Here is an 18,559-nt window from a genome sequence, read left to right on the forward strand (position 1 = left end):
TCAATCCTTCCGGAGGGCCGTGATGGTTACGGCATCAGGGGTGGTTTGGTTGACTGCCGGGACAGTGGAGCCAGGCAGGGAAGCGGCGGCGGCACCATGGGCCACCGCCTGACGGAGGCAATCAACCGGGGCGGCGCCCTGGCTGGAAGCGAGCAGGTATCCGGCCAGCGACGAATCGCCGGCGCCGACAGTGCTGACCGCGGTGACCGGCGGATGCGTGGCCAGCCACGCGCCGTCGGCCGTTACAAGAACGGCACCCTTGGAGCCGAGGGTTGCCAGTACAGCACCCACTCCGGAGCGCACGACGGCGGAGGCGGCCGCTGCTGCAGCCTCCGGGTCCGCTTCAAGCTCCTCGGCGGATTTGTTGGTGGCGAAGCCGGCTGCGGCAGCCAGTTCCACCAGTTCCTCGGCGTTGGGTTTCAAGAGGTCCGGCTTGCCCGAGGTATGGCCGGAGACCGCTGCGGCGAGAGGTTCGCCGGAGGAGTCGACGGCGACCCGTGGTGCGGCCTCGCCATCAAACAGGGAACGCAGCCGCCGGGTGACGGTCGCGTAGAAGTCGGCCGGAACCCCGGGTGGGAGCGAGCCGGCCAGGACAACCCAGGCGGCACCGCGGGCGTTGTCCAGCAGCAGGCCGATCAGGGCCTCCTGCTGCTCCTCGCTGAGTACCGGTCCGGGTTCGTTGATCTTGGTGGTGACGCCGCCCGGCTCGGTGAGGGCCACGTTGCTGCGCAGCGGCTCGCCGATCGGGAGCGCCGCGAAGGGAACGTCTGTGTCCCGAAGTCCTGCGAGGACGGGGTCGGCCTCGGCGCCGGGGAGGACGGCGATGGTCTTGAGCCCCGAGGCCACGAGGGCACGGGAGACATTGACTCCCTTGCCCCCGGATTCCTGGCGGACGGAGACGGCGCGCTGAACTTCCCCGCGGAGGAGGGGGCCGGGCAGCGCCACGGTGCGGTCCAGGCTGGGGTTGGCGGTGAGGGTGACAATCACGCGACCACCACCTCCACTCCGGCTTCCGCAAGGGCGCTGGCGAGTTCCCGGCTGGGTTGCGTGTCTGTGATCAAGGTGTCCAGATCTTTCAACGAGGCGAACTGGACCAGCGTCTCCGCGTCCAGCTTGGAGGAATCAGCCAGCACCACAATGCGGCGCGCTGATTGGACGAAGGCCGCCTTGACGGCGGCTTCTTCAGGATCGGGTGTGCTCAGCCCGAAGGCTGCATGGATGCCATTGGTGCCGATGAAGGCGATGTCCGGACGGATCCGGCGGGCTGCCTCCACCGTGGACTGGCCAACCGCGGCCTGGGTCAGCCCGCGGACTTTGCCGCCGAGCAGGTGCAGGGCGATGCCGGGCTCGCCGGACAACCTGGACGCGATGGGGAGGGAATGGGTGATGACGACGAGTTCGGCGTCGGACCCGGATGCCGGCAGGCCGCCCGACGCGGCGGCTCCGGCAGCGCGGGCAGACAGGAGCTCGGCCAGGGCCTCGGTGGTGGAGCCGGCGTCGATCAGGATGCTGCCGGTGAGGCCGTCCGGGATGAGGGCCAGGGCGGCCTCGGCGATGCGGGTCTTTTCGGACTTTCGCTGGACGGTCCGCTCCAGGATGCTTTCTTCGGTGGTGCTAAAGCGGTCCGGGGAGACGGCGCCGCCATGCACCCGGCGGACGCTGCCGGCGGCTTCCAGGGCGGCGAGGTCCCGGCGAATGGTTTCGGTCGTGATGCTGAAGCGCTCGGCCAGGTCCGTGACGCTGGCCCGGCCGCTGGCGTAGATGAGCCCCACGATCAGCTGCTGGCGTTCTTCGGCGAACACTTACCCTCCATTGCGTACTGCGTCTGTGCTGGCGTTTGTCCTCGTGCTGCGGGGGAGATTGTCGTGCGGATTCACCCCCGGCCGCTTCCGTGACTCCCATCACATGAAGTGGAATTGTTTGACTTTATCTTTGTTCTTGTTGGTTTGTCAATGAAAAACAACATGAACGCAGAAGCGGGCCCTGGCGCCGAGGGGCATGTCCTGCGGTGGGGCTGAGGAGTGGGCGGATTGGTGTTGTGTCCATTGCTCGTCCCGCGGACTGGGCATGTCCTGTGCTTGGGCTGGGCATGTCCAGCGGCCGGACCTGGGGCCGTGGGACATGTCCAGTGGTGCGGCTGCGTGTAGGCGACATACCCGTTGCTTGGGCCTGGGGCCGTAGGACATGTCCAGTGGTGGGGCTGGGGGGTGGGCGGATTGGTGTTGTGTCCATTGCTCGTCCCGCGGACTGGGCATGTCCTGTGCTTGGGTGGGGCATGTTCAGTGGTGGGGCTGCGTGCAGGGGACATGCCCGTTGCTTGGGCCTGGGGCCGTAGGACATGTCCAGCGGCCGGGCGAGCGTGCGGCTCACATGGCAGAAGCCGGGCCAGACCTCAAGGTCCGGCCCGGCTTCCGGGTCGTTGAGTTCCGCGCCGTGCAGGTGCGCGGTCATGGCTCAGATGCCCGCGTCACGGCTCTCATTGCGGGTGATGGTCTCGCCGGTATTGGGGTCAACCACCGTGCGGCTCTCGCTGACCCGGCGGGTGCGGCCGCGCCCGGGGGAGGCGAGGACGAGCGAGGCGATGAGGCCAATAACGCCCACCACCATGAGAATGTAGCCGATCATGGCCTGGTTTACATTGGGGATCAGCCCCGGAGCTACGGCCCAGGCCAGGATGGCGCCGATGGCGATGAGGAAGATTGCGGAACCTATTCTCATAACGTGCTCCTTGGTGTCCCGCGGGACGGATCGGTGATGCTAAGCATGCTGTCCAGCGTCACGCTACAACCCCGCCCCGGCTGATTCAATGAAACGGACTCCGCCCCGCCGGGAAATTTCCGCACCGGTTCCGGACGGCTGCGCACCTGCAGGACGGCCGCACGGCGGATCCGGGGCGCGGAAGTCCGGGTCGGTAGCGGAAACCGGCGCGGGGCCAGGTGCCAGGGGCGGGCACGGGGCGGCTCTGGATAGGCTGGGCCCATGGAGACGGTCGTCTGGTCAAAGCCCGAACACGAACGCGCCGGCACGCCGCTGCTGGTGATGCTGCACGGCTACGGCACGGATGAATCCCGAATGTCCAAGTTGTTCGGATCCCTGCCGCCGGAGTTCAGCTGCGCCGCACTGCGCGGACCCAAGGAGATCGGCGACCACTACGGATGGTTCCTGCTGGACTATTTCCTCACCCATGATTTTGCCGACGTCATCACCTCCACCAACGCGGTCTTCGGCTGGATTGAGTCGGTCAAGGACCGGCACAGCAGCGTCAGCCTGCTCGGATTTTCGCAGGGGATGGCCATGGCCAGCACGCTTCTGCGGCTCCGGCCGGCCCAGTTCCGCGCCGTCGTCGGGCTCTCCGGCTTCGTCCTGGACAACGAACTCCTGGCCATGAGCGAATCCTTCACCTCCCGGCCGCCGTTTTTTTGGGGGCGGGACAAGGGCGACGCCGTCATCAACGACGCCGCCGCCGAACACACCGCGGAGTGGCTGCACCGCAACACCGCGCTCACGGCCCGGACCTACCCCGGCATGGGCCATTCGATTTCGAAGGCCGAGCTCGTGGACGTCAGCGCGTTCCTGCGCCACTACGTCCTGCGCTGACCGGCGCTGACCGGGCGCTGGCCGGTGCCGACGAGCCGCTCGTCCGACCTCTGATCATCCACTTGCATGCCAAATTTGTAAGCGTTTACAATCGACCTCGGCCATGAACACCGGGCCCACTACTTCAGGGGGAAGAAAGGGCTGAGCCCGTGCCGCAGGCCAAGAACTCGCGCGTGACCATCCAAGACGTCGCGGAGCTCTCAGGGCTCTCCATCTGCACCGTCTCCCGCGCGCTCCGGCACCTGCCCAATATCTCCGAACATGCCATGGCGAGAGTGAGTGACGCGGCGGCCGAGCTCGGCTACAAGGCCTCGTCCGCGGCATCCCGGCTGGCCGGCGGGAGCACCGGTTCCGTGGCCATCATCGCCCCGACCGCCACGGCGTGGTTCTTTGCCCGGGCGGTGGAAGCGGCCGAGGAAGTCTTTGCCGACAGCGGCTATGACACCGTTCTGATCAGCCTCCGGAACCGGCCCAGCGTGCAGCAGAAGGTCTTCGGCGACCTCGCTGGCCTGGCGCAGCGGGTGGACGGTGTGCTGCTGCTCAACATCGCCCTCGGGGAGGCCGAAATGGCTGCACTGGCCGGGTCGGGCCTGGCCGTGGCCAGCGTCGGAATGCACGGCGTCCCGTGGGACAACGTAGGCATCGACAACGAGGAAGCAGCACACGCCGCCACGAACCATCTGCTGGGGCTCGGCCACCGGAACCTGGCCATTCTCGCCGGCAGCGAAACAGGTGCGCCCTCGCTCGTGACCGCCAGCGAACGCCGGCGGGGTTTCGAACGGGCCCTGGCCGGGTACGGACTCACGGCCGATCCGGACCTCGTGATCGACGCCGGCTCCAGCATCGAAGGCGGCAGGCAGGCCATGGCGAAGCTCATCGAAAACCGCAGGATGCCGTCCGCGATCTTCGCCGGCTGCGACGAAACAGCCTTCGGCGCGCTCATGGCATTGCGGGAGTTCGGTTTGTCAGCGCCGGAAAACGTGTCCATCATAGGAATAGACGATCATCAGATGAGTTGGTTCCTGGGCCTGACCACCATGGCCCAGCCAGTGGCTGACCAAGGCGCCTTCGCGGCCAACCTGCTGATTGAAAGACTCCATCGCTCGGGCTTTCCCAATCCGCCGCTTGCCGGTCCGCCGTCGAACCATCTGCTGGAAACCAAACTGGTGGAGCGCCGGAGCGCGTTGCACTGCTGACCGCGGTGCGCTGCTGAACGGCTGGCTCCCGCCGCCGAAGCGGCGCCAGCCGCACAAGACCACAGCAGCAGCGGCCGCAGCCGCCGTCGCACCGTAACAGCGCCCTGAACCGCAGGCCCGGCCCGGCCGCCTAAGCCGGCCGCCCAGAACCGGCTGCGACACAACGAAAAGTTTTGAACAAGACCGTCTTGCCTGCCCATCGTCTGAAAGGACCTTGACCCATGACCGCAGTTCCCGATACTTCCGGCCTCGCCGGTGCGCTCTCCGGAGCCTCCGCCATCCTTTTTGACCTCGACGGCGTCCTGACCCCCACCGCGGTGGTGCACGAGCACGCCTGGAAGCAGCTCTTCGACGGTTTCCTGGCCTCTGTCCCGGAGGCTGCGCCGTACCGTGAAAGCGACTACTTCGACCACATCGACGGCAAGCCGCGCTTCGACGGCGTCCGGGACTTCCTGGCGTCCCGCGGGATTGCGCTGCCCGAGGGGCCGGCCGACGACGACCCCGCGCACGATACCGTCCACGGGCTCGGCAACCGCAAGAACAAGGTCTTCAACGACATCGTCGAGGCCGGTGGCGTCGAGCCGTATGAGGGGTCCGTCCGGTTTGTCGACGCCGCGCTGGCCCGCGGACTCAAGCTCGCCGTCGTCTCCTCCTCCCGCAACGCCCCGGCCGTACTCAAGGCCGCCGGGATGTCCGACTACTTCCCGGTGGTGGTCGACGGCGTCGTCGCCGTGACCGAGGGGCTGCCCGGCAAGCCCAGCCCGGCCACGTATGAATATGCCGCGCGCCTCCTCGGCGTGCCGAGCCAGGAGTGCGTCGTGGTGGAGGACGCCGTTTCCGGCGTGCAGGCCGGCAGCGCCGGGAACTTCCTGTCCGTGATCGGCGTCGACCGCGGAGCAGGCCGGCAGACCCTGCTCGACGCCGGCGCCACGGTAGTGGTCAACGACCTCGCCGAACTGCTCTAGCCGGGCGGCCGCACCAAGCGCCGGCACCGGCGCCGGCACCGGCGCCGCGTCCCGCGCCAGACCCGGCCGCGGCCCGCCACCCGCGCCCCCACCGCTGACCAGCACCGCACACCCGCATCACTCACCCGCCGAAGGAACCCCTAAACCATGGCTCTCATCACCTCGGACCGCGCCCGGTTCCCCAACGATCCCTGGCAGCTGGTCGAGACCGTCCATCTCCCCGGCAACGCTGGCACCCTGGAGACCCTGTTCAGCCTCGGCAACGGGCACCTGGGGATCCGCGGCGCGCACTGGGCGGCCGCCGATGCCGAACTTCCCGGCAGCTTCATCAACGGCTTCCATGAGACCTGGGACATCAAGCATGCGGAGAACGCCTACGGCTTCGCCCGGACCGGGCAGCGGATCCTCTATGTCCCGGATGCGAACAACTTCACCGTGATCATCGACGGCGAGCAGCTGAGCCTGGAGGAGTCCACGGTGCTGGATTACCGCCGCAGCGTGGACTTCGTCACCGGCGTTTACGAGTGCCGGATCACCTGGCAGTGCCGCTCCGGGGCGACGGTGACCACCACCGAGCGCCGTGCCGTGGGCTATGAATCGCGCGGCGCGCTGGGCATCAGCCTCGAGGTGGCGGCCGACCGTGACATCTCGGCGGACGTGACGTCCTCGGTCATCAACCGCCAGGACCAGCCGGTGGAGGACCACTCCGCCCATGATCCGCGCCGCGCCGGCCGCCACGCCGGGCGCGTGCTGCTGCCCCTGCGGCTCGACGGCGGCGACGGCTCCCTGCGTCTGTCCTGGGAGGCCTCGGAATCCAAGCAGCGGCTCGGGATGGCGGTGGATCACTGGACCTCGGCAGGGGTGCAGCCGTTCGACACCCTGGTTGACCAGGACGACAGCAGCGTCCGCTACGTGCTCGCCGTCAGCGCGGAGGAACCGTTCGTGCTGGAGAAGAGCGTCAGCTACGCCGTGGGCCAGGCCGCCGAGGACCTCGCGGACGTCGCCGAAGCCGGCCTCAAGCCGGTCGGTGAGATCTTCGCCCAGAGCGAGGCCCACTACCGGGCGTACTGGACAACGAGCGACATCGTAGTGGCGGGCCAGACCGAGCTCCAGCAGGGCGTCCGCTGGAACCTCTTCCAGCTTGCCCAGGCGACGGCCTGCGCGGATGTGGCCGGCATCCCGGCCAAGGGCGTCTCCGGCTCCGGCTACGACGGCCACTACTTCTGGGACCAGGAGGTGTACCTGCTACCGTACCTGACCTACACCAACCCGGGCAACGCCCGCCAGGTCCTGGAATTCCGCCACGACCTCCTGCCCGAGGCGAAGATCCGCGCCAAGGAGCTCAGTGTCGACGGCGCCCTGTTCCCGTGGCGGACCATCAACGGCCTCGAGGCCAGCGCCTACTACGCGGCCGGCACCGCGCAGTTCCACATCGCCGCCGCGATCGCCTTCGCGACCAACAGGTACATCTGGGCCAGCGGGGACCAGACATTCCGGGATACCCTCGGCGCCGAACTGCTGATCGAAACCGCGCGGATGTGGGTGTCCCTGGGCTTCTTCGGCAAGGACGGGCTGTTCCACATCCACGGCGTCACCGGCCCGGATGAGTACACCGCGGTGGTCAACGACAACCTCTACACCAACGTCATGGCCCGCTTTAACCTCCGCGCCGCCGCCGCCCTGGACCACGCCGAGATCGGCGATGCCGAACGCCAGCTCTGGGAACAGGCCGCCAACCGGATGCAGCTGCCCTACGACGAGGACCTTCAGGTCCACTCGCAGGACAACGACTTCATGACCCTGGAGCCCTGGGACTGGACCACGCCCCGGTCCAAGTACCCGCTCCTGCTGCACTTCCACCCGCTGGTGATCTACCGGCACCAGGTCCTGAAACAGGCAGACACTGTGCTGGCGATGTTCCTGCAGTGGCAGGACTTCACGGCCGAGGAAAAGCGCCGCGCCTTCGATTTCTATGACCCCATCACCACCGGCGACTCCACCCTCTCCGCCTGCGTCCAGGGCATCATGGCGGCCGAGGTCGGCTACGGCCAGGCCGCGCTGGACCACTTCACCCACGCCCTGTTCATCGACCTCGACGACACCCACGGCAACACGATCGACGGCGTCCACATCGCCTCCACCGGCGGCGTGTGGAGCTCGCTGGTCAGCGGCTTCGCCGGACTCCGGGACCAGGGCGCGGTGCCGTACTTCGACCCGCGGCTGCCCGCCGAATGGGACGGCCTCGAGTTCCACCTGAAGATCCAGGGCCGGCTCCTGCACATCGGGCTGGTACAGGACTCGATCAGCCTCACCGTCCGCGACGGCGAACCGCTGGAGATCGACGTGCGCGGGGAACTGCTCACCGTTGCCGGCGACACCGTCCGGGTCCCGCTGGCCCCGGTTGCGGCACCCGAGCCGACCATCTTCCCCAGCGGCCTCCCGACGGCGTCCATCCCGGTGGTGCGCGCCGGCGTCTGAGCCACCGCCAAAGCAACGCGGGGTCACTTAGCGCCCATAAATCCCCCTGGGATGGGCGCTAAGTGACCCCGCGTTGCTTGGTGGCGCCGGAAACGGGCTCGACTTCCGCGCCGGAAAGGGGATGGGCCAGCTCGTCGGCCGGCATCCTGGCCGCCGCCAGCGCGACGACGGCCATCACCGGGCACACGGTCCCGGCCACGAGGAAGATCAGCCACAGCGGCACCACCTCGGCCGCCGGTCCGGCGAGAGCCATGGAGACCGGCATGAGGGCCAGCGACACGAAGAAATCCAGGCTCGAGACGCGGCCCAGCAGATGCGGCGGCACCCGGCGCTGCAGCAGGGTCCCCCAGATCACCATGCCCACCCCGCCGGTGGCGCCGAAGACGAACAGGGCCGCTGCCACGGCCCAGAAACTGTCCATGATGCCGACGGCGGCGATCGGCAGGCTGCCCGCACCCCAGGACACCATCATGACGGTGAGATAACGTCGCGGGAGCGGAAAAGAGGCCGTGGCCAGCGAAGCCGCGGCCCCGCCGACGCCCATGATCGCGAGCAGGAAGCCGAACATGCGCGCGTCCCCGCCAAGCTGGTCCCGGACCACGAACGGGACCAGGACCTCGATGGGCCCGATCAGGAACAACACGGAAATGCAGGCCCACAGCAGGGTCCACAGCAGCCAGGGAGTGCGGACGGTGTATCTGACGCCCTCGCGGAGGTCGTGGCGCAGGGTCGTCTTGGCCCGCGCCCCGCCGGGGCCGTCGTCACCGCCCCCGCCGCCCCCGCCGACGACGCCGGCCGCAACGTCCGGCGTGTCCGGCGCCCCGGGACCGGGCTGGGGGCGAAGGAAATTCAGGATGGAAAAGGCCACCAAATGGCACACCGCAACGCCGGTGACGGCATGCGAGGGGGACAGCGCCGCCACCAGGATGCCTGCAACGGCCGGTCCGGCGGCCTGCTGGAGCATCGGCCGCATGGTCCCTTCGAGGCCGTTGGCCGCCAGCAGGTCCTCGGGTGGCAGGATTCGCGGCAGGATGGCGGAGTAGGCGGGGAAGAAGAACGCAGCCCCGACGCCGAGCACGAAGGCCCCGAGCGCCAGGTGCCAGAGCTGCAGCCAGCCCGCCATGGCCAGTCCGCTGACGGTGGCAATGACGGCGAGGTTGGCGCCCTCGACCGCGATGATCAGGAGCCGCTGGGGCAGGCGGTCGGCGGCAATGCCGCCGGCCAGCAGAAACGCCACGAGCCCCACGCTGCCCGCCGCCGCGACGAGGGAGAGTTCCAGCGGACCGCCGCCGAGGTGAATCACCTCGTAGACCATCGCAACGGCCCACATTCCGGAACCGAAAATGGAGACGGCCAGCGCAGTGATCAGCACGCGGTATTCCCGGTGCGCGAAGGGGCGGAGGGCTCGCGGGGCGGGCATGCGCCCAGTCTAGTGGCCGGCGTAGCGGCCGGTCTTATGGCCGGTCCGGTGGCGTGGTCCACGAGGGGCGCGGCCGGGGCGGGGGCTGAGTCTGCCCGGGCCGTGCCCTAGTGTTAAGTGAACTTAGTTTTTCGGTTCCGAGGAGAGGCGATCATGGCCAAGCGCAGCAACCCGGCAATGAAGATTGCCCAGCAAACAGCTCACGGCGCGATGTTCGACGCCGCCGGCCAGCCCCGGCCCGGCCTCCACAACGTGCTCCTGAAGGCCGTTGAAGTCCAGCGGCCGCTGGTTCTGGCCAACATCCGCAGGCTCCAGCGCAGGCACCCGGACGCCTCGGCTGCGCAGCTGGCCGCCATCCTGGAACGCGACTACCTGCTGGCCGTCACCGGCGGCGGGGCGCTGGTGGGCGGGGCGGCTGTGATTCCGGGCGTCGGAACCGCGGCGGCGCTGGGCCTTTCGGCGGCCGCGGCGGTCGGGTTCCTCGAAGCCACGGCACTGTTCTCCACCTCGCTGGCGGAACTGCACGGCGTGCGGATGGTGGATCCGGACCGGGCCAGCACGCTGGTCATGGCGATCATGCTGGGCGAGGAAGGCACTGAGCTGCTGAGCTCGCTGAGCGGGCAGGCCCTGGGCCGCGGCAAGGGGCCGTCCCAGGCCTGGACCGCGGCCTTCACCCGCCGCGTCCCCCTTGCCGGCTTCGGCGCGGTGCGCGCCAAGATCCAGACGATGTTCCTCCGGACCCTGCTGAAAAAGCAGGGCACGGCCTGGTTGGGCCGTGCCCTGCCGTTCGGCATCGGCGCCGTCGTTGGCGGCGTCGGCAACCGGCTGATGGCCCGCGCGGTCGTGGCGAACGCCAAGGAAGCATTCGGGCCCATCCCGGACACGATTCCGGGAGAGCTTCAGGCCCTCGCGGACACCACCGGCCCGGCCGCGCTCCACGACACCGCACCGGACCTTTCCCTGGAGCCGCCCGCGGACCGCGGCGGCTCCAAGACATCAACGAAGGACGGCGGCACGTTTTGGATCTGAACGCTGATTTGGGGGAGTCCTTCGGGACGTGGACCTTGGGCGACGACGCCGCCATGTTCCCGCTCGTCACGAGCGCGAGCGTGGCCTGCGGGCTGCACGCCGGCGACCCCGTGACCATGCTGGACACCTGCCGGGCGGCGTACGAACTCGACGTCAGGGTCGGCGCCCACCTCGGCTACCCGGACCTCGCCGGGTTCGGCCTCCGCGCGCTGGACATGACCTTCGATGATCTCTTCGGCGCCGTGCTCTACCAGCTTGGCGCGCTCGACGGCGTCGCCCATGCCGTGGGTGCCTCGGTGGATTACGTCAAGTTGCACGGGGCGCTCTACGACCGCACCGTGCGCGACGCCGAGCAGGCCTCCGCCGTGGTCGCCGCCATCCAGGCCTACGACCCGGGGCTTCCCGTGCTGGGTTTCCCCGGCTCAGCCCTGCTGGGGATCGCCCAGGAAGCCGGGCATCCTGTCTTCGCCGAAGCCTTCGCCGACCGCGCCTATCTCCCGGACGGCACCCTCGTGCCGCGCTCGCAGGACGGTGCCGTGCTGCACGACGCCGGTCAGATCGCCGAGCGCGCGGTGCGGCTTGCCACGAAGGGCGAGGTTGAGGCGGTCGACGGCACTGTGCTCCGGATCGAGCCGCACTCGCTGTGCCTCCACGGGGACACACCCGGGTCCATTGCCACGGCCACCGCGATCCGTGCGGCCCTGGAGGCCGCCGGCGTCGAGCTGGAAAGTTTCGCCTGAGCTGAGCTGGGCTGAGCTGAGCCCTGAGCCCTGAGCCCTGAGCCCTGAGCCCTGAGCCCCAAGCCCCGGGCCTGAAAACCGAGCCCCGGCCGGGCACTCCCTTGCCGGGTTCGCCCAGTGTCCTAAGGCCCTATCCGGCCCGGAAAGTGCCCCATAGCTTGAGGGCATGACTGCCGGAGGCGCCGCGGGGTTGGACGGACCCGCCTCGGATGCAATGTTGAAGCTGGGCCGATTCTTCACGAAATGGGACCAAACCGACGACGGCAGGGCGGTGTTCCGGGAGGGCGGCCGCAAGGGCGACATCTTCTACCGGGACCGCTGGAGCCACGACAAGGTGGTCCGGTCCACACACGGGGTGAACTGCACCGGTTCCTGCTCCTGGAAGGTGTACGTCAAGGACGGCATCATCACCTGGGAATCCCAGCAGACCGACTACCCCTCGGTGGGCCCGGACAGCCCGGAATACGAACCGCGGGGCTGCCCGCGCGGGGCGGCGTTCTCCTGGTACACCTATTCACCCACCCGGGTGCGCTTCCCGTATGCGCGCGGAGTCCTGGTTGAGATGTACCGCGAGGCCAAGGCCCGGCTTGGGGACCCGGTGCTGGCCTTCGCCGACGTCGTGGGGGACCCGGAACGGCGCCGCCGCTACCAGCAGGCCCGCGGCAAGGGCGGCCTGGTGCGGGTGTCCTGGCAGGAAGCGACCGAGATCGCGGCCGCCGCCCACGTGAACACCATCAAGGCCTACGGCCCGGACCGCTGCGCCGGCTTCTCGCCGATCCCCGCGATGTCCATGGTCTCGCACGCGGTCGGGACCCGCTTCATCCAGCTGATCGGCGGGGTGATGACGTCCTTCTACGACTGGTACGCGGACCTGCCCGTGGCCAGCCCGCAGGTCTTCGGGGACCAGACCGACGTCCCGGAATCCGGCGACTGGTGGGACGCCAGCTACCTGATGATGTGGGGTTCCAACGTCCCCGTCACCCGGACCCCGGATGCGCACTGGATGGCCGAGGTGCGGTACCGCGGCACCAAGGTGGTCACCGTCAGTCCGGACTACGCGGACAACACGAAGTTCGCCGACGAGTGGCTCCCCGCCCAGGCCGGAACGGACGCCGCGCTGGCCATGGCGATGGGGCACGTCATGCTCAAGGAATTCTTCGTCGAGCGCGAGGTCCCGTTCTTCTCCGACTACGTCCGCCAATACACGGACCTGCCGTTCCTGGTCCGGCTGGAACGGCGCGACGACGGCTCCCTCACCCCGTCCAAGTTCCTCACCGCCAAAGACCTCCCGGCCGAGTCCCTGGCTGAGGACGCGGCGTTCCGCACCGTGCTGTTCGACAAGAAGGCCGGGCGCCCGGCCGTGCCCAACGGCTCCATGGGGTTCCGCTATTCGGGCAGCGGCGAGGGCAAATGGAACCTGGACCTCGAAGGGATCGAACCTGCGCTGTCGCTGCGCGAGGTCTCCGCGGCCAGCGCCGAGATTCTGCTCCCCTGCTTCGAGCAGGCGGACGGCACCGGCAGCGTGCTCCGGCGCGGGGTGCCCGTCATCGAGGTGGAGGGCCAGCTGGTCACCACCGTGTTCGACCTCATGCTGGCCCAGTACGGTGTGGGCCGCGAAGGGCTCCCGGGGGAATGGTCCGTGGGCTACGAAGACGCCGCGACGCCCTACACCCCCGCCTGGCAGGAGGAGATCACCTCTGTTCCCGCGCAGGCATGCATCCGGGTGGCGCGGGAGTTCGCCCGGAACGCCGAGGAGTCCAAGGGCCGTTCCATGATCATCATGGGCGCCGGGATCTGCCAGTGGTTCCACGGCGACACCACCTACCGGGCGGTCCTGGCACTCGTGATGCTGACCGGCTGCATGGGCCGCAACGGCGGCGGCTGGGCGCACTACGTGGGGCAGGAAAAGACCCGGCCGGCCACCGGCTGGGTGTCGCTGGCCAACGCCCTGGACTGGGCCCGCCCGCCGCGGACCATGATCGGCACGGGCTACTGGTACATGCACACGGACCAGTGGCGGCAGGACGGCTACTCCGCGGACGCGCTCAAGTCGCCGCTGTCCACCGGGGCCCTGGACGGCATGCACACCGCGGACGCGCTGGCCCAGTCGGCCCGGCTCGGCTGGATGCCGTTCTACCCGCAGTTCGACCGCAACCCGCTGGACCTCGCCGACGAGGCGGAGGCCGCCGTCGCCGCCGGAACCGCGGAAGACACCCCCAGCTACATCGCGGACGCGCTCAAGAACCGCACCCTGAACCCCGCCATCGAGGATGTGGACGCCCCGGAAAACTGGCCGCGGACCCTCGTGCTGTGGCGCTCCAACCTGTTCGGCTCCTCGGCCAAGGGCAACGAGTACTTCCTGCGGAACCTGCTGGGCACCCACAACAATGTCCTGGGCCCGGACCACGCCGAGGGCCTCAAGCCCCGGGACGTGAAATGGCACGAGCAGGCGCCGGAAGGAAAACTGGACCTGCTGGTCTCCGCCGACTTCCGGATGACCTCCACCACCCTGCTCTCCGACGTCGTGTTCCCGGCCGCCACCTGGTACGAGAAGCACGACCTGTCCTCCACCGACATGCACCCGTTTGTGCACGCCTTCAGCCCCGCGATCGACCCGCCGTGGGAGACCAAAACCGACTTCGACATGTTCCACCTGCTGGCCCAGGAGTTCTCCCGGCAGGCGAAAACGCACCTGGGCGTCCGCCGCGACCTGGTCAGCGTCCCGCTGCAGCACGACACCCCCGGCCAGCTCGCCCAGCCCGGCGGGATCGTGCGTGACTGGCGGGACACGTCCATCCCCGCGGTGCCGGGACAGAACATGCCCATCTTTTCCGTGGTGGAGCGGGACTACACGGCCATCGCGGACAAGCTGGCCGCCGTCGGGCCGCTGGCCGACAAGCTGGGCTTCACGGTCAAGAACGTCACCTATAAACTCGCCGGCCCGCTGGACCGGCTCAGCCGTTCCAACGGCGTGATGCTCGGCGGCGCCGCGGACGGCCGACCCGCGATCGATACCGACGCGAAAATGGCCGAGGCCATCCTGGCGTTCTCCGGCACCACCAACGGCGCGCTGTCCGTCCAGGGCTTCAAGGACCTGGAAGTCCGCACCGGCCGGAAGCTGGCGGACCTCTCCGAGGGCTCCGAGGAAAAATTCATTACCTTCGCCCAGACCCAGGCCGGGCCGGTACCGGTCATCACCTCGCCGGAGTGGTCCGGCTCCGAAACGGGAGGCCGGCGCTACGCCCCCTTCACCATCAACGTGGAGCGGCTCAAGCCGTGGCACACCCTGACCGGGCGGATGCATTTCTTCCTTGACCACGACTGGATGATCGACATCGGCGAGCCGCTGCCGATCTACCGGCCGCCGCTGGACATGCACCGGCTCTTCGGCGAACCCAAACTCGGCGGGGACGGGCAGCTGGAGGTGGTGGTCCGCTACCTGACGCCGCACTCCAAATGGTCCATCCACTCCGAGTACCAGGACAACCTGCTGATGCTCTCGCTGTCCCGCGGCGGTCCGACGGTCTGGATGAGCCCCGCTGACGCCGACGCCATCAAGGTCAGGGACAACGACTGGGTGGAATGCCTGAACACCAACGGCGTCCTGGTGGCCCGGGCGATCGTCAGCCACCGGATGCCGGCCGGCGTGGTCTACGTCCACCACGCGCAGGAACGCACCATCGACGTGCCGAAGTCGGAGGCGACAGGCCGGCGCGGCGGCATCCACAACTCCGTCACCCGCCTGCTGGTCAAACCCTCGCACCTGATCGGCGGCTACGCCCAGCTGGCCTACGCGTTCAACTACCTTGGCCCCACCGGAAACCAGCGCGACATGGTTGCCACCGTCCGCCGTCGTTCCCAGGAGGTGCAGTACTGATGCGTGTTATGGCTCAAATGGGCATGGTCATGAACCTGGACAAATGCATCGGCTGCCACACCTGTTCCGTGACCTGCAAACAGGCCTGGACCAACCGTGCGGGCACCGAATATGTCTGGTTCAACAATGTCGAAACCCGCCCCGGGCAGGGGTACCCGCGCCGCTACGAGGACCAGGACAAATGGCGGGGCGGCTGGGTGCTGAACAAGCGCGGCAAGCTGGTCCTCAAGGCCGGCGGCCGGGTCAAGAAGCTCTTCGGGATCTTCGCCAGCCCGGTCCAGCCCGAGCTCAAGGACTACTACGAGCCGTGGACCTATGACTACAAGACGCTCGTGGATGCGCCGCTGGGCGATGATTTCCCCGTGGCCCGGCCCAAGTCCCTAATCACCGGCGAGGACACCAAGATCACCTGGTCGGCGAACTGGGATGATGACCTGGGCGGCTCCGCCGAGAACGGCCACCTGGACCCGATCGTGGAGAAGGTCCGGCGGGACTCCGAGGACAAGATCAAGTTCGCCTACGAGCAGACCTTCATGTTCTACCTGCCGCGGATCTGCGAGCACTGCCTGAACCCGTCCTGCATGGCCTCCTGCCCCTCCGGTGCGATCTACAAGCGGGTGGAGGACGGGATCGTGCTGGTGGACCAGGACAAGTGCCGCGGCTGGCGGCAGTGCGTCACGGGCTGCCCGTACAAGAAGATCTACTTCAACCACAAGACCGGGAAGGCCGAGAAGTGCACCTTCTGCTACCCGCGGGTGGAGGTGGGGCTGCCGACGGTCTGCTCGGAAACCTGTGTGGGCCGGCTGCGGTACCTGGGGTTGTTCCTGTACGACGCCGACGCCGTCACCGCGGCGGCCGCCGTTACCGACCCCCAGGAACTCTACGACGCCCAGATGGATGTGCTGCTGGACCCGAACGACCCCGCCGTCCAGGCCGAGGCCCGGGCCCAGGGCATCCCGGAGGACTGGATCGACGCCGCCCGGCGCTCGCCGGTGTACGCCCTGGCCAAGGTCTACAAGGTCGCCCTGCCGCTGCACCCCGAATACCGGACGATGCCGATGGTCTGGTACGTGCCGCCGCTCTCACCCGTGGTGGACCTGCTGCGGGACCAGGGGCACGACGGCGAGGACGCCGGCAGCCTCTTCGGCGCCATTGACGCGCTGCGCATCCCGGTTGAATACCTCGCGGAGCTCTTCACCGCCGGGGACGCGGACCGGGTCACCGCCGTGCTGAAGAAACTCGCGGCGATGCGCTCCTATATGCGCGGCATCAACATGGGCAACGACCCCGACGATTCCATCCCCGAAGCCGTGGGCATGGACGGGCAGACCATGTACGAGATGTACCGGCTGATGGCGATCGCGAAGTACGAGGAGCGCTACGTCATCCCCAAAGCGCACGTGGAACAGGCCCATGACCTGGAGGAAATGGGCTGCTCGCTGGACTTCGACGGCGGCCCGGGGATGCAGGATTCCTCCCCCTTCGGCGAGGCCAGCGGCAGGCCCGTCCCGGTGGCAGTGGAAACCTTCAACGCACTCCGGGACCGGCAGACCTCCGGCGAGGCCCCCGGCGAAACAACTCTCCGGGGACGGGTGAACCTGCTGAACTGGGACGGCACGGGGGCACCGCCGGGGCTTTTCCCGGAGAAGGCGGCCCTCCCCGGGACGCCGGCCGCACCCGCTCCTGCTCCCGGGCCGGGGGAGCAGCCGTGACCCGGCGCCAGCAGGTCATCTACCTCGCGGCGGCCTGGTGCCTGTCCTACCCCGACGAGGACCTGATCGGCCGGGTGCCGCTCATGCGCGCCGCCCTCGGCGAGTTCCCCGGCGCCGTCGAGGACTTCCGGGAGGTGCTCGAGGCGCTGGAATCCACGCCGCCGATGGAGAGCCAGGCCCAGTACGTGCGCGAGTTCGACCTCGGCAAGCGCCACGCCCTGCACCTGTCCTACTGGACGGACGGGGACACCCGGCGCCGCGGCGAGGTCCTGGGCAACTTCAAGAAAACCTACCGGCAAAGCGACATTCTGGTGGACACGCACGGCGAACTGCCGGACTACCTTCCGATGGTCCTCGAATACGCCGCCGTGGTGGACCTCGCGGCCGGCCGCGGGCTCCTGACGCGCTTCCGGGCGAGCCTGGAAATGCTGCGCTTCGGGCTGCTCCGGGACGAGCTGCCGCACGCCCGGATCCTGCAGGCCGTCTGCGCCACGCTGCCCGGGAAATCCCCGGCGGATGAGCAGGCCGTCATGCGGATGGCCGGCTACGGCCCACCCACTGAGGCCGTAGGCCTGGACCCCTACGATCCGCGCCTGCTGCCCGTGAAGGGGGCCTGACCATGCTCGCATCGAGCCTGACCATGCTGGAAGCCGAGCCCGGATCCGCCGTCGACATCTCCGCTCTAGACATTTTGCTTTGGGGCGTGCTGCCCTACGTCATGGTGGTGGTCCTTGTCGGCGGACTGGTCTGGCGGTACAAATACGACCAGTTTGGCTGGACCACGCGGTCCTCCCAGCTCTACGAATCCAGACTGCTGAGGATCGCGTCCCCGCTGTTCCATTTCGGCCTGCTCGCCGTGATCGCCGGCCACTTCTTCGGCCTGGTCATTCCCATGGCGTGGACCCAGGCGGCCGGGATGAGCCAGGAGTTCTACCACTTCAACGCCCTGCTGGTCGGCGGGATCGCCGGTGTGGGAACGCTGGGCGGGATCCTCCTGCTGATCTACCGCCGCCGGACCACCGGCCCCGTCTTCATGGCCACCACAGGGAATGACAAGACCATGTACGTGGTGCTGACGGCGGCGATCGTCTTCGGGCTCTGGACCACGCTTGCCAGCGTCTTCGAGGGCGAGCACGGGCACAACTACCGCGAGACCGTGGCCCCGTGGTTCCGCTCCCTGTTCATCTTCCAGCCCGACATCACGGCCATGGCCGCGGCGCCTTTTTCCTTCCACCTGCACACCCTCGTGGGCATGGCGCTGTTCGTGATCTGGCCCTTCACCCGGCTGGTCCACGCCTTCACGGCGCCGTTCCACTACCTCTTCCGTCCCTACATCGTCTACCGCTCCAGGGACCGGGACACCGGCGGGGCCGGGTCCAAAGGGACCGCCGGCACCGTCGGCGCCCGGAGCTCCACGGTGGCCACGCGGCGCGGCTGGTCCGCCGTCGGAACCCGGGACCGGGACACCAGGAACCGGTGAGCTTCCTGAACTGGACATTGCTGAACTGGACATCGAACTGAGCGTTGCCGAACCAAGCGTTGCCG

The 18,559-nt window shown here is 68.5% G+C and carries 14 protein-coding genes; 10 read left to right on the forward strand and 4 right to left on the reverse strand.

What is annotated here, in order from left to right; all coding sequences use genetic code 11:
- The 3 genes from LDO15_RS01695 to LDO15_RS01705 all read right to left on the reverse strand — a co-directional run bounded on the left by LDO15_RS01695 (position 1) and on the right by LDO15_RS01705 (position 2,718).
- A complete protein-coding gene (locus LDO15_RS01695; RefSeq protein WP_223983353.1) occupies positions 1-987 on the reverse strand; it encodes a hexose kinase in 987 nt (328 codons plus the stop codon).
- Positions 984-1,802 (reverse strand): DeoR/GlpR family DNA-binding transcription regulator, encoded by an 819-nt coding sequence (locus LDO15_RS01700; protein WP_223983355.1) that lies wholly within the window; start codon positions 1,800-1,802, stop codon positions 984-986. The genes LDO15_RS01695 and LDO15_RS01700 overlap by 4 nt, the downstream gene beginning before the upstream one ends.
- A 652-nt stretch (positions 1,803-2,454) precedes the next feature.
- The gene (locus tag LDO15_RS01705) at positions 2,455-2,718 is read right to left on the reverse strand and encodes a DUF6458 family protein (RefSeq protein ID WP_223983357.1); all 264 of its coding nucleotides are present in this window, start codon (positions 2,716-2,718) and stop codon (positions 2,455-2,457) included.
- Positions 2,719-2,979: 261 nt separating this feature from the next.
- On the opposite strand from LDO15_RS01705, the gene LDO15_RS01710 reads away from it, so the two are divergent.
- The 4 genes from LDO15_RS01710 (at position 2,980) to LDO15_RS01725 (ending at position 8,236) form a co-directional block, all read left to right on the forward strand.
- Complete coding sequence (locus LDO15_RS01710) at positions 2,980-3,597, forward strand: phospholipase (RefSeq protein ID WP_223983359.1); 618 nt, start codon at positions 2,980-2,982, stop codon at positions 3,595-3,597.
- A gap of 173 nt (positions 3,598-3,770) precedes the next feature.
- Entirely contained in the window at positions 3,771-4,793 is a 1,023-nt protein-coding gene (locus LDO15_RS01715; RefSeq protein WP_223983361.1) for a LacI family DNA-binding transcriptional regulator, read from the forward strand.
- A 221-nt stretch (positions 4,794-5,014) separates the two neighbouring features.
- Complete coding sequence (locus tag LDO15_RS01720; protein WP_223983364.1) at positions 5,015-5,758, forward strand: HAD-IA family hydrolase; 744 nt, start codon at positions 5,015-5,017, stop codon at positions 5,756-5,758.
- A 147-nt stretch (positions 5,759-5,905) separates the two neighbouring features.
- On the forward strand, positions 5,906-8,236 hold the full coding sequence (locus LDO15_RS01725) for a glycosyl hydrolase family 65 protein (RefSeq protein ID WP_223983367.1): 2,331 nt from the start codon (positions 5,906-5,908) through the stop codon (positions 8,234-8,236).
- A gap of 58 nt (positions 8,237-8,294) precedes the next feature.
- On the opposite strand, the gene LDO15_RS01730 is transcribed toward LDO15_RS01725, so the two are convergent.
- Complete coding sequence (locus tag LDO15_RS01730) at positions 8,295-9,656, reverse strand: MFS transporter (protein WP_223983370.1); 1,362 nt, start codon at positions 9,654-9,656, stop codon at positions 8,295-8,297.
- Between the two features lie 153 nt (positions 9,657-9,809).
- Between LDO15_RS01730 and LDO15_RS01735 the strand changes: the two genes are divergently transcribed.
- The 6 genes from LDO15_RS01735 (at position 9,810) to narI (ending at position 18,494) form a co-directional block, all read left to right on the forward strand.
- A complete protein-coding gene (locus LDO15_RS01735; RefSeq protein ID WP_223983373.1) occupies positions 9,810-10,685 on the forward strand; it encodes a hypothetical protein in 876 nt (291 codons plus the stop codon).
- Positions 10,676-11,425: a 5-oxoprolinase subunit PxpA gene (locus LDO15_RS01740; protein ID WP_223983375.1), complete on the forward strand. Its 750-nt coding sequence runs from the start codon at positions 10,676-10,678 to the stop codon at positions 11,423-11,425. The genes LDO15_RS01735 and LDO15_RS01740 overlap by 10 nt, the downstream gene beginning before the upstream one ends.
- A 166-nt stretch (positions 11,426-11,591) precedes the next feature.
- Positions 11,592-15,302, forward strand: coding sequence for a nitrate reductase subunit alpha (locus LDO15_RS01745; RefSeq protein WP_223983377.1), 3,711 nt, complete (start codon positions 11,592-11,594; stop codon positions 15,300-15,302).
- A complete protein-coding gene (gene narH, locus LDO15_RS01750) occupies positions 15,302-17,014 on the forward strand; it encodes a nitrate reductase subunit beta (protein ID WP_223983379.1) in 1,713 nt (570 codons plus the stop codon). Before LDO15_RS01745 ends, narH begins: the two co-directional genes overlap by 1 nt.
- Complete coding sequence (gene narJ / locus LDO15_RS01755) at positions 17,011-17,631, forward strand: nitrate reductase molybdenum cofactor assembly chaperone (protein ID WP_223983381.1); 621 nt, start codon at positions 17,011-17,013, stop codon at positions 17,629-17,631. The genes narH and narJ overlap by 4 nt, the downstream gene beginning before the upstream one ends.
- A gap of 23 nt (positions 17,632-17,654) precedes the next feature.
- On the forward strand, positions 17,655-18,494 hold the full coding sequence (gene narI, locus LDO15_RS01760; RefSeq protein WP_223987680.1) for a respiratory nitrate reductase subunit gamma: 840 nt from the start codon (positions 17,655-17,657) through the stop codon (positions 18,492-18,494).
- Positions 18,495-18,559 lie beyond the last annotated feature (65 nt).

This window comes from Arthrobacter sp. NicSoilB8, from assembly GCF_019977355.1.
In the GTDB taxonomy this organism is placed as follows: Bacteria; Actinomycetota; Actinomycetes; order Actinomycetales; family Micrococcaceae; genus Arthrobacter.

Excerpts from the sequence above, each read along its gene's own strand:
- LDO15_RS01705 (WP_223983357.1), bottom strand. The coding sequence starts at position 2,718 with ATGAGAATAGGTTCCGCAATCTTCCTCATCGCCATCGGCGCCATCCTG.
- LDO15_RS01710 (WP_223983359.1), top strand. The coding sequence starts at position 2,980 with ATGGAGACGGTCGTCTGGTCAAAGCCCGAACACGAACGCGCCGGCACG.
- LDO15_RS01720 (WP_223983364.1), top strand. The coding sequence starts at position 5,015 with ATGACCGCAGTTCCCGATACTTCCGGCCTCGCCGGTGCGCTCTCCGGA.
- LDO15_RS01725 (WP_223983367.1), top strand. The coding sequence starts at position 5,906 with ATGGCTCTCATCACCTCGGACCGCGCCCGGTTCCCCAACGATCCCTGG.
- LDO15_RS01730 (WP_223983370.1), bottom strand. The coding sequence starts at position 9,656 with ATGCCCGCCCCGCGAGCCCTCCGCCCCTTCGCGCACCGGGAATACCGC.
- LDO15_RS01735 (WP_223983373.1), top strand. The coding sequence starts at position 9,810 with ATGGCCAAGCGCAGCAACCCGGCAATGAAGATTGCCCAGCAAACAGCT.
- LDO15_RS01745 (WP_223983377.1), top strand. The coding sequence starts at position 11,592 with ATGACTGCCGGAGGCGCCGCGGGGTTGGACGGACCCGCCTCGGATGCA.
- narH (WP_223983379.1), top strand. The coding sequence starts at position 15,302 with ATGCGTGTTATGGCTCAAATGGGCATGGTCATGAACCTGGACAAATGC.
- narI (WP_223987680.1), top strand. The coding sequence starts at position 17,655 with ATGCTGGAAGCCGAGCCCGGATCCGCCGTCGACATCTCCGCTCTAGAC.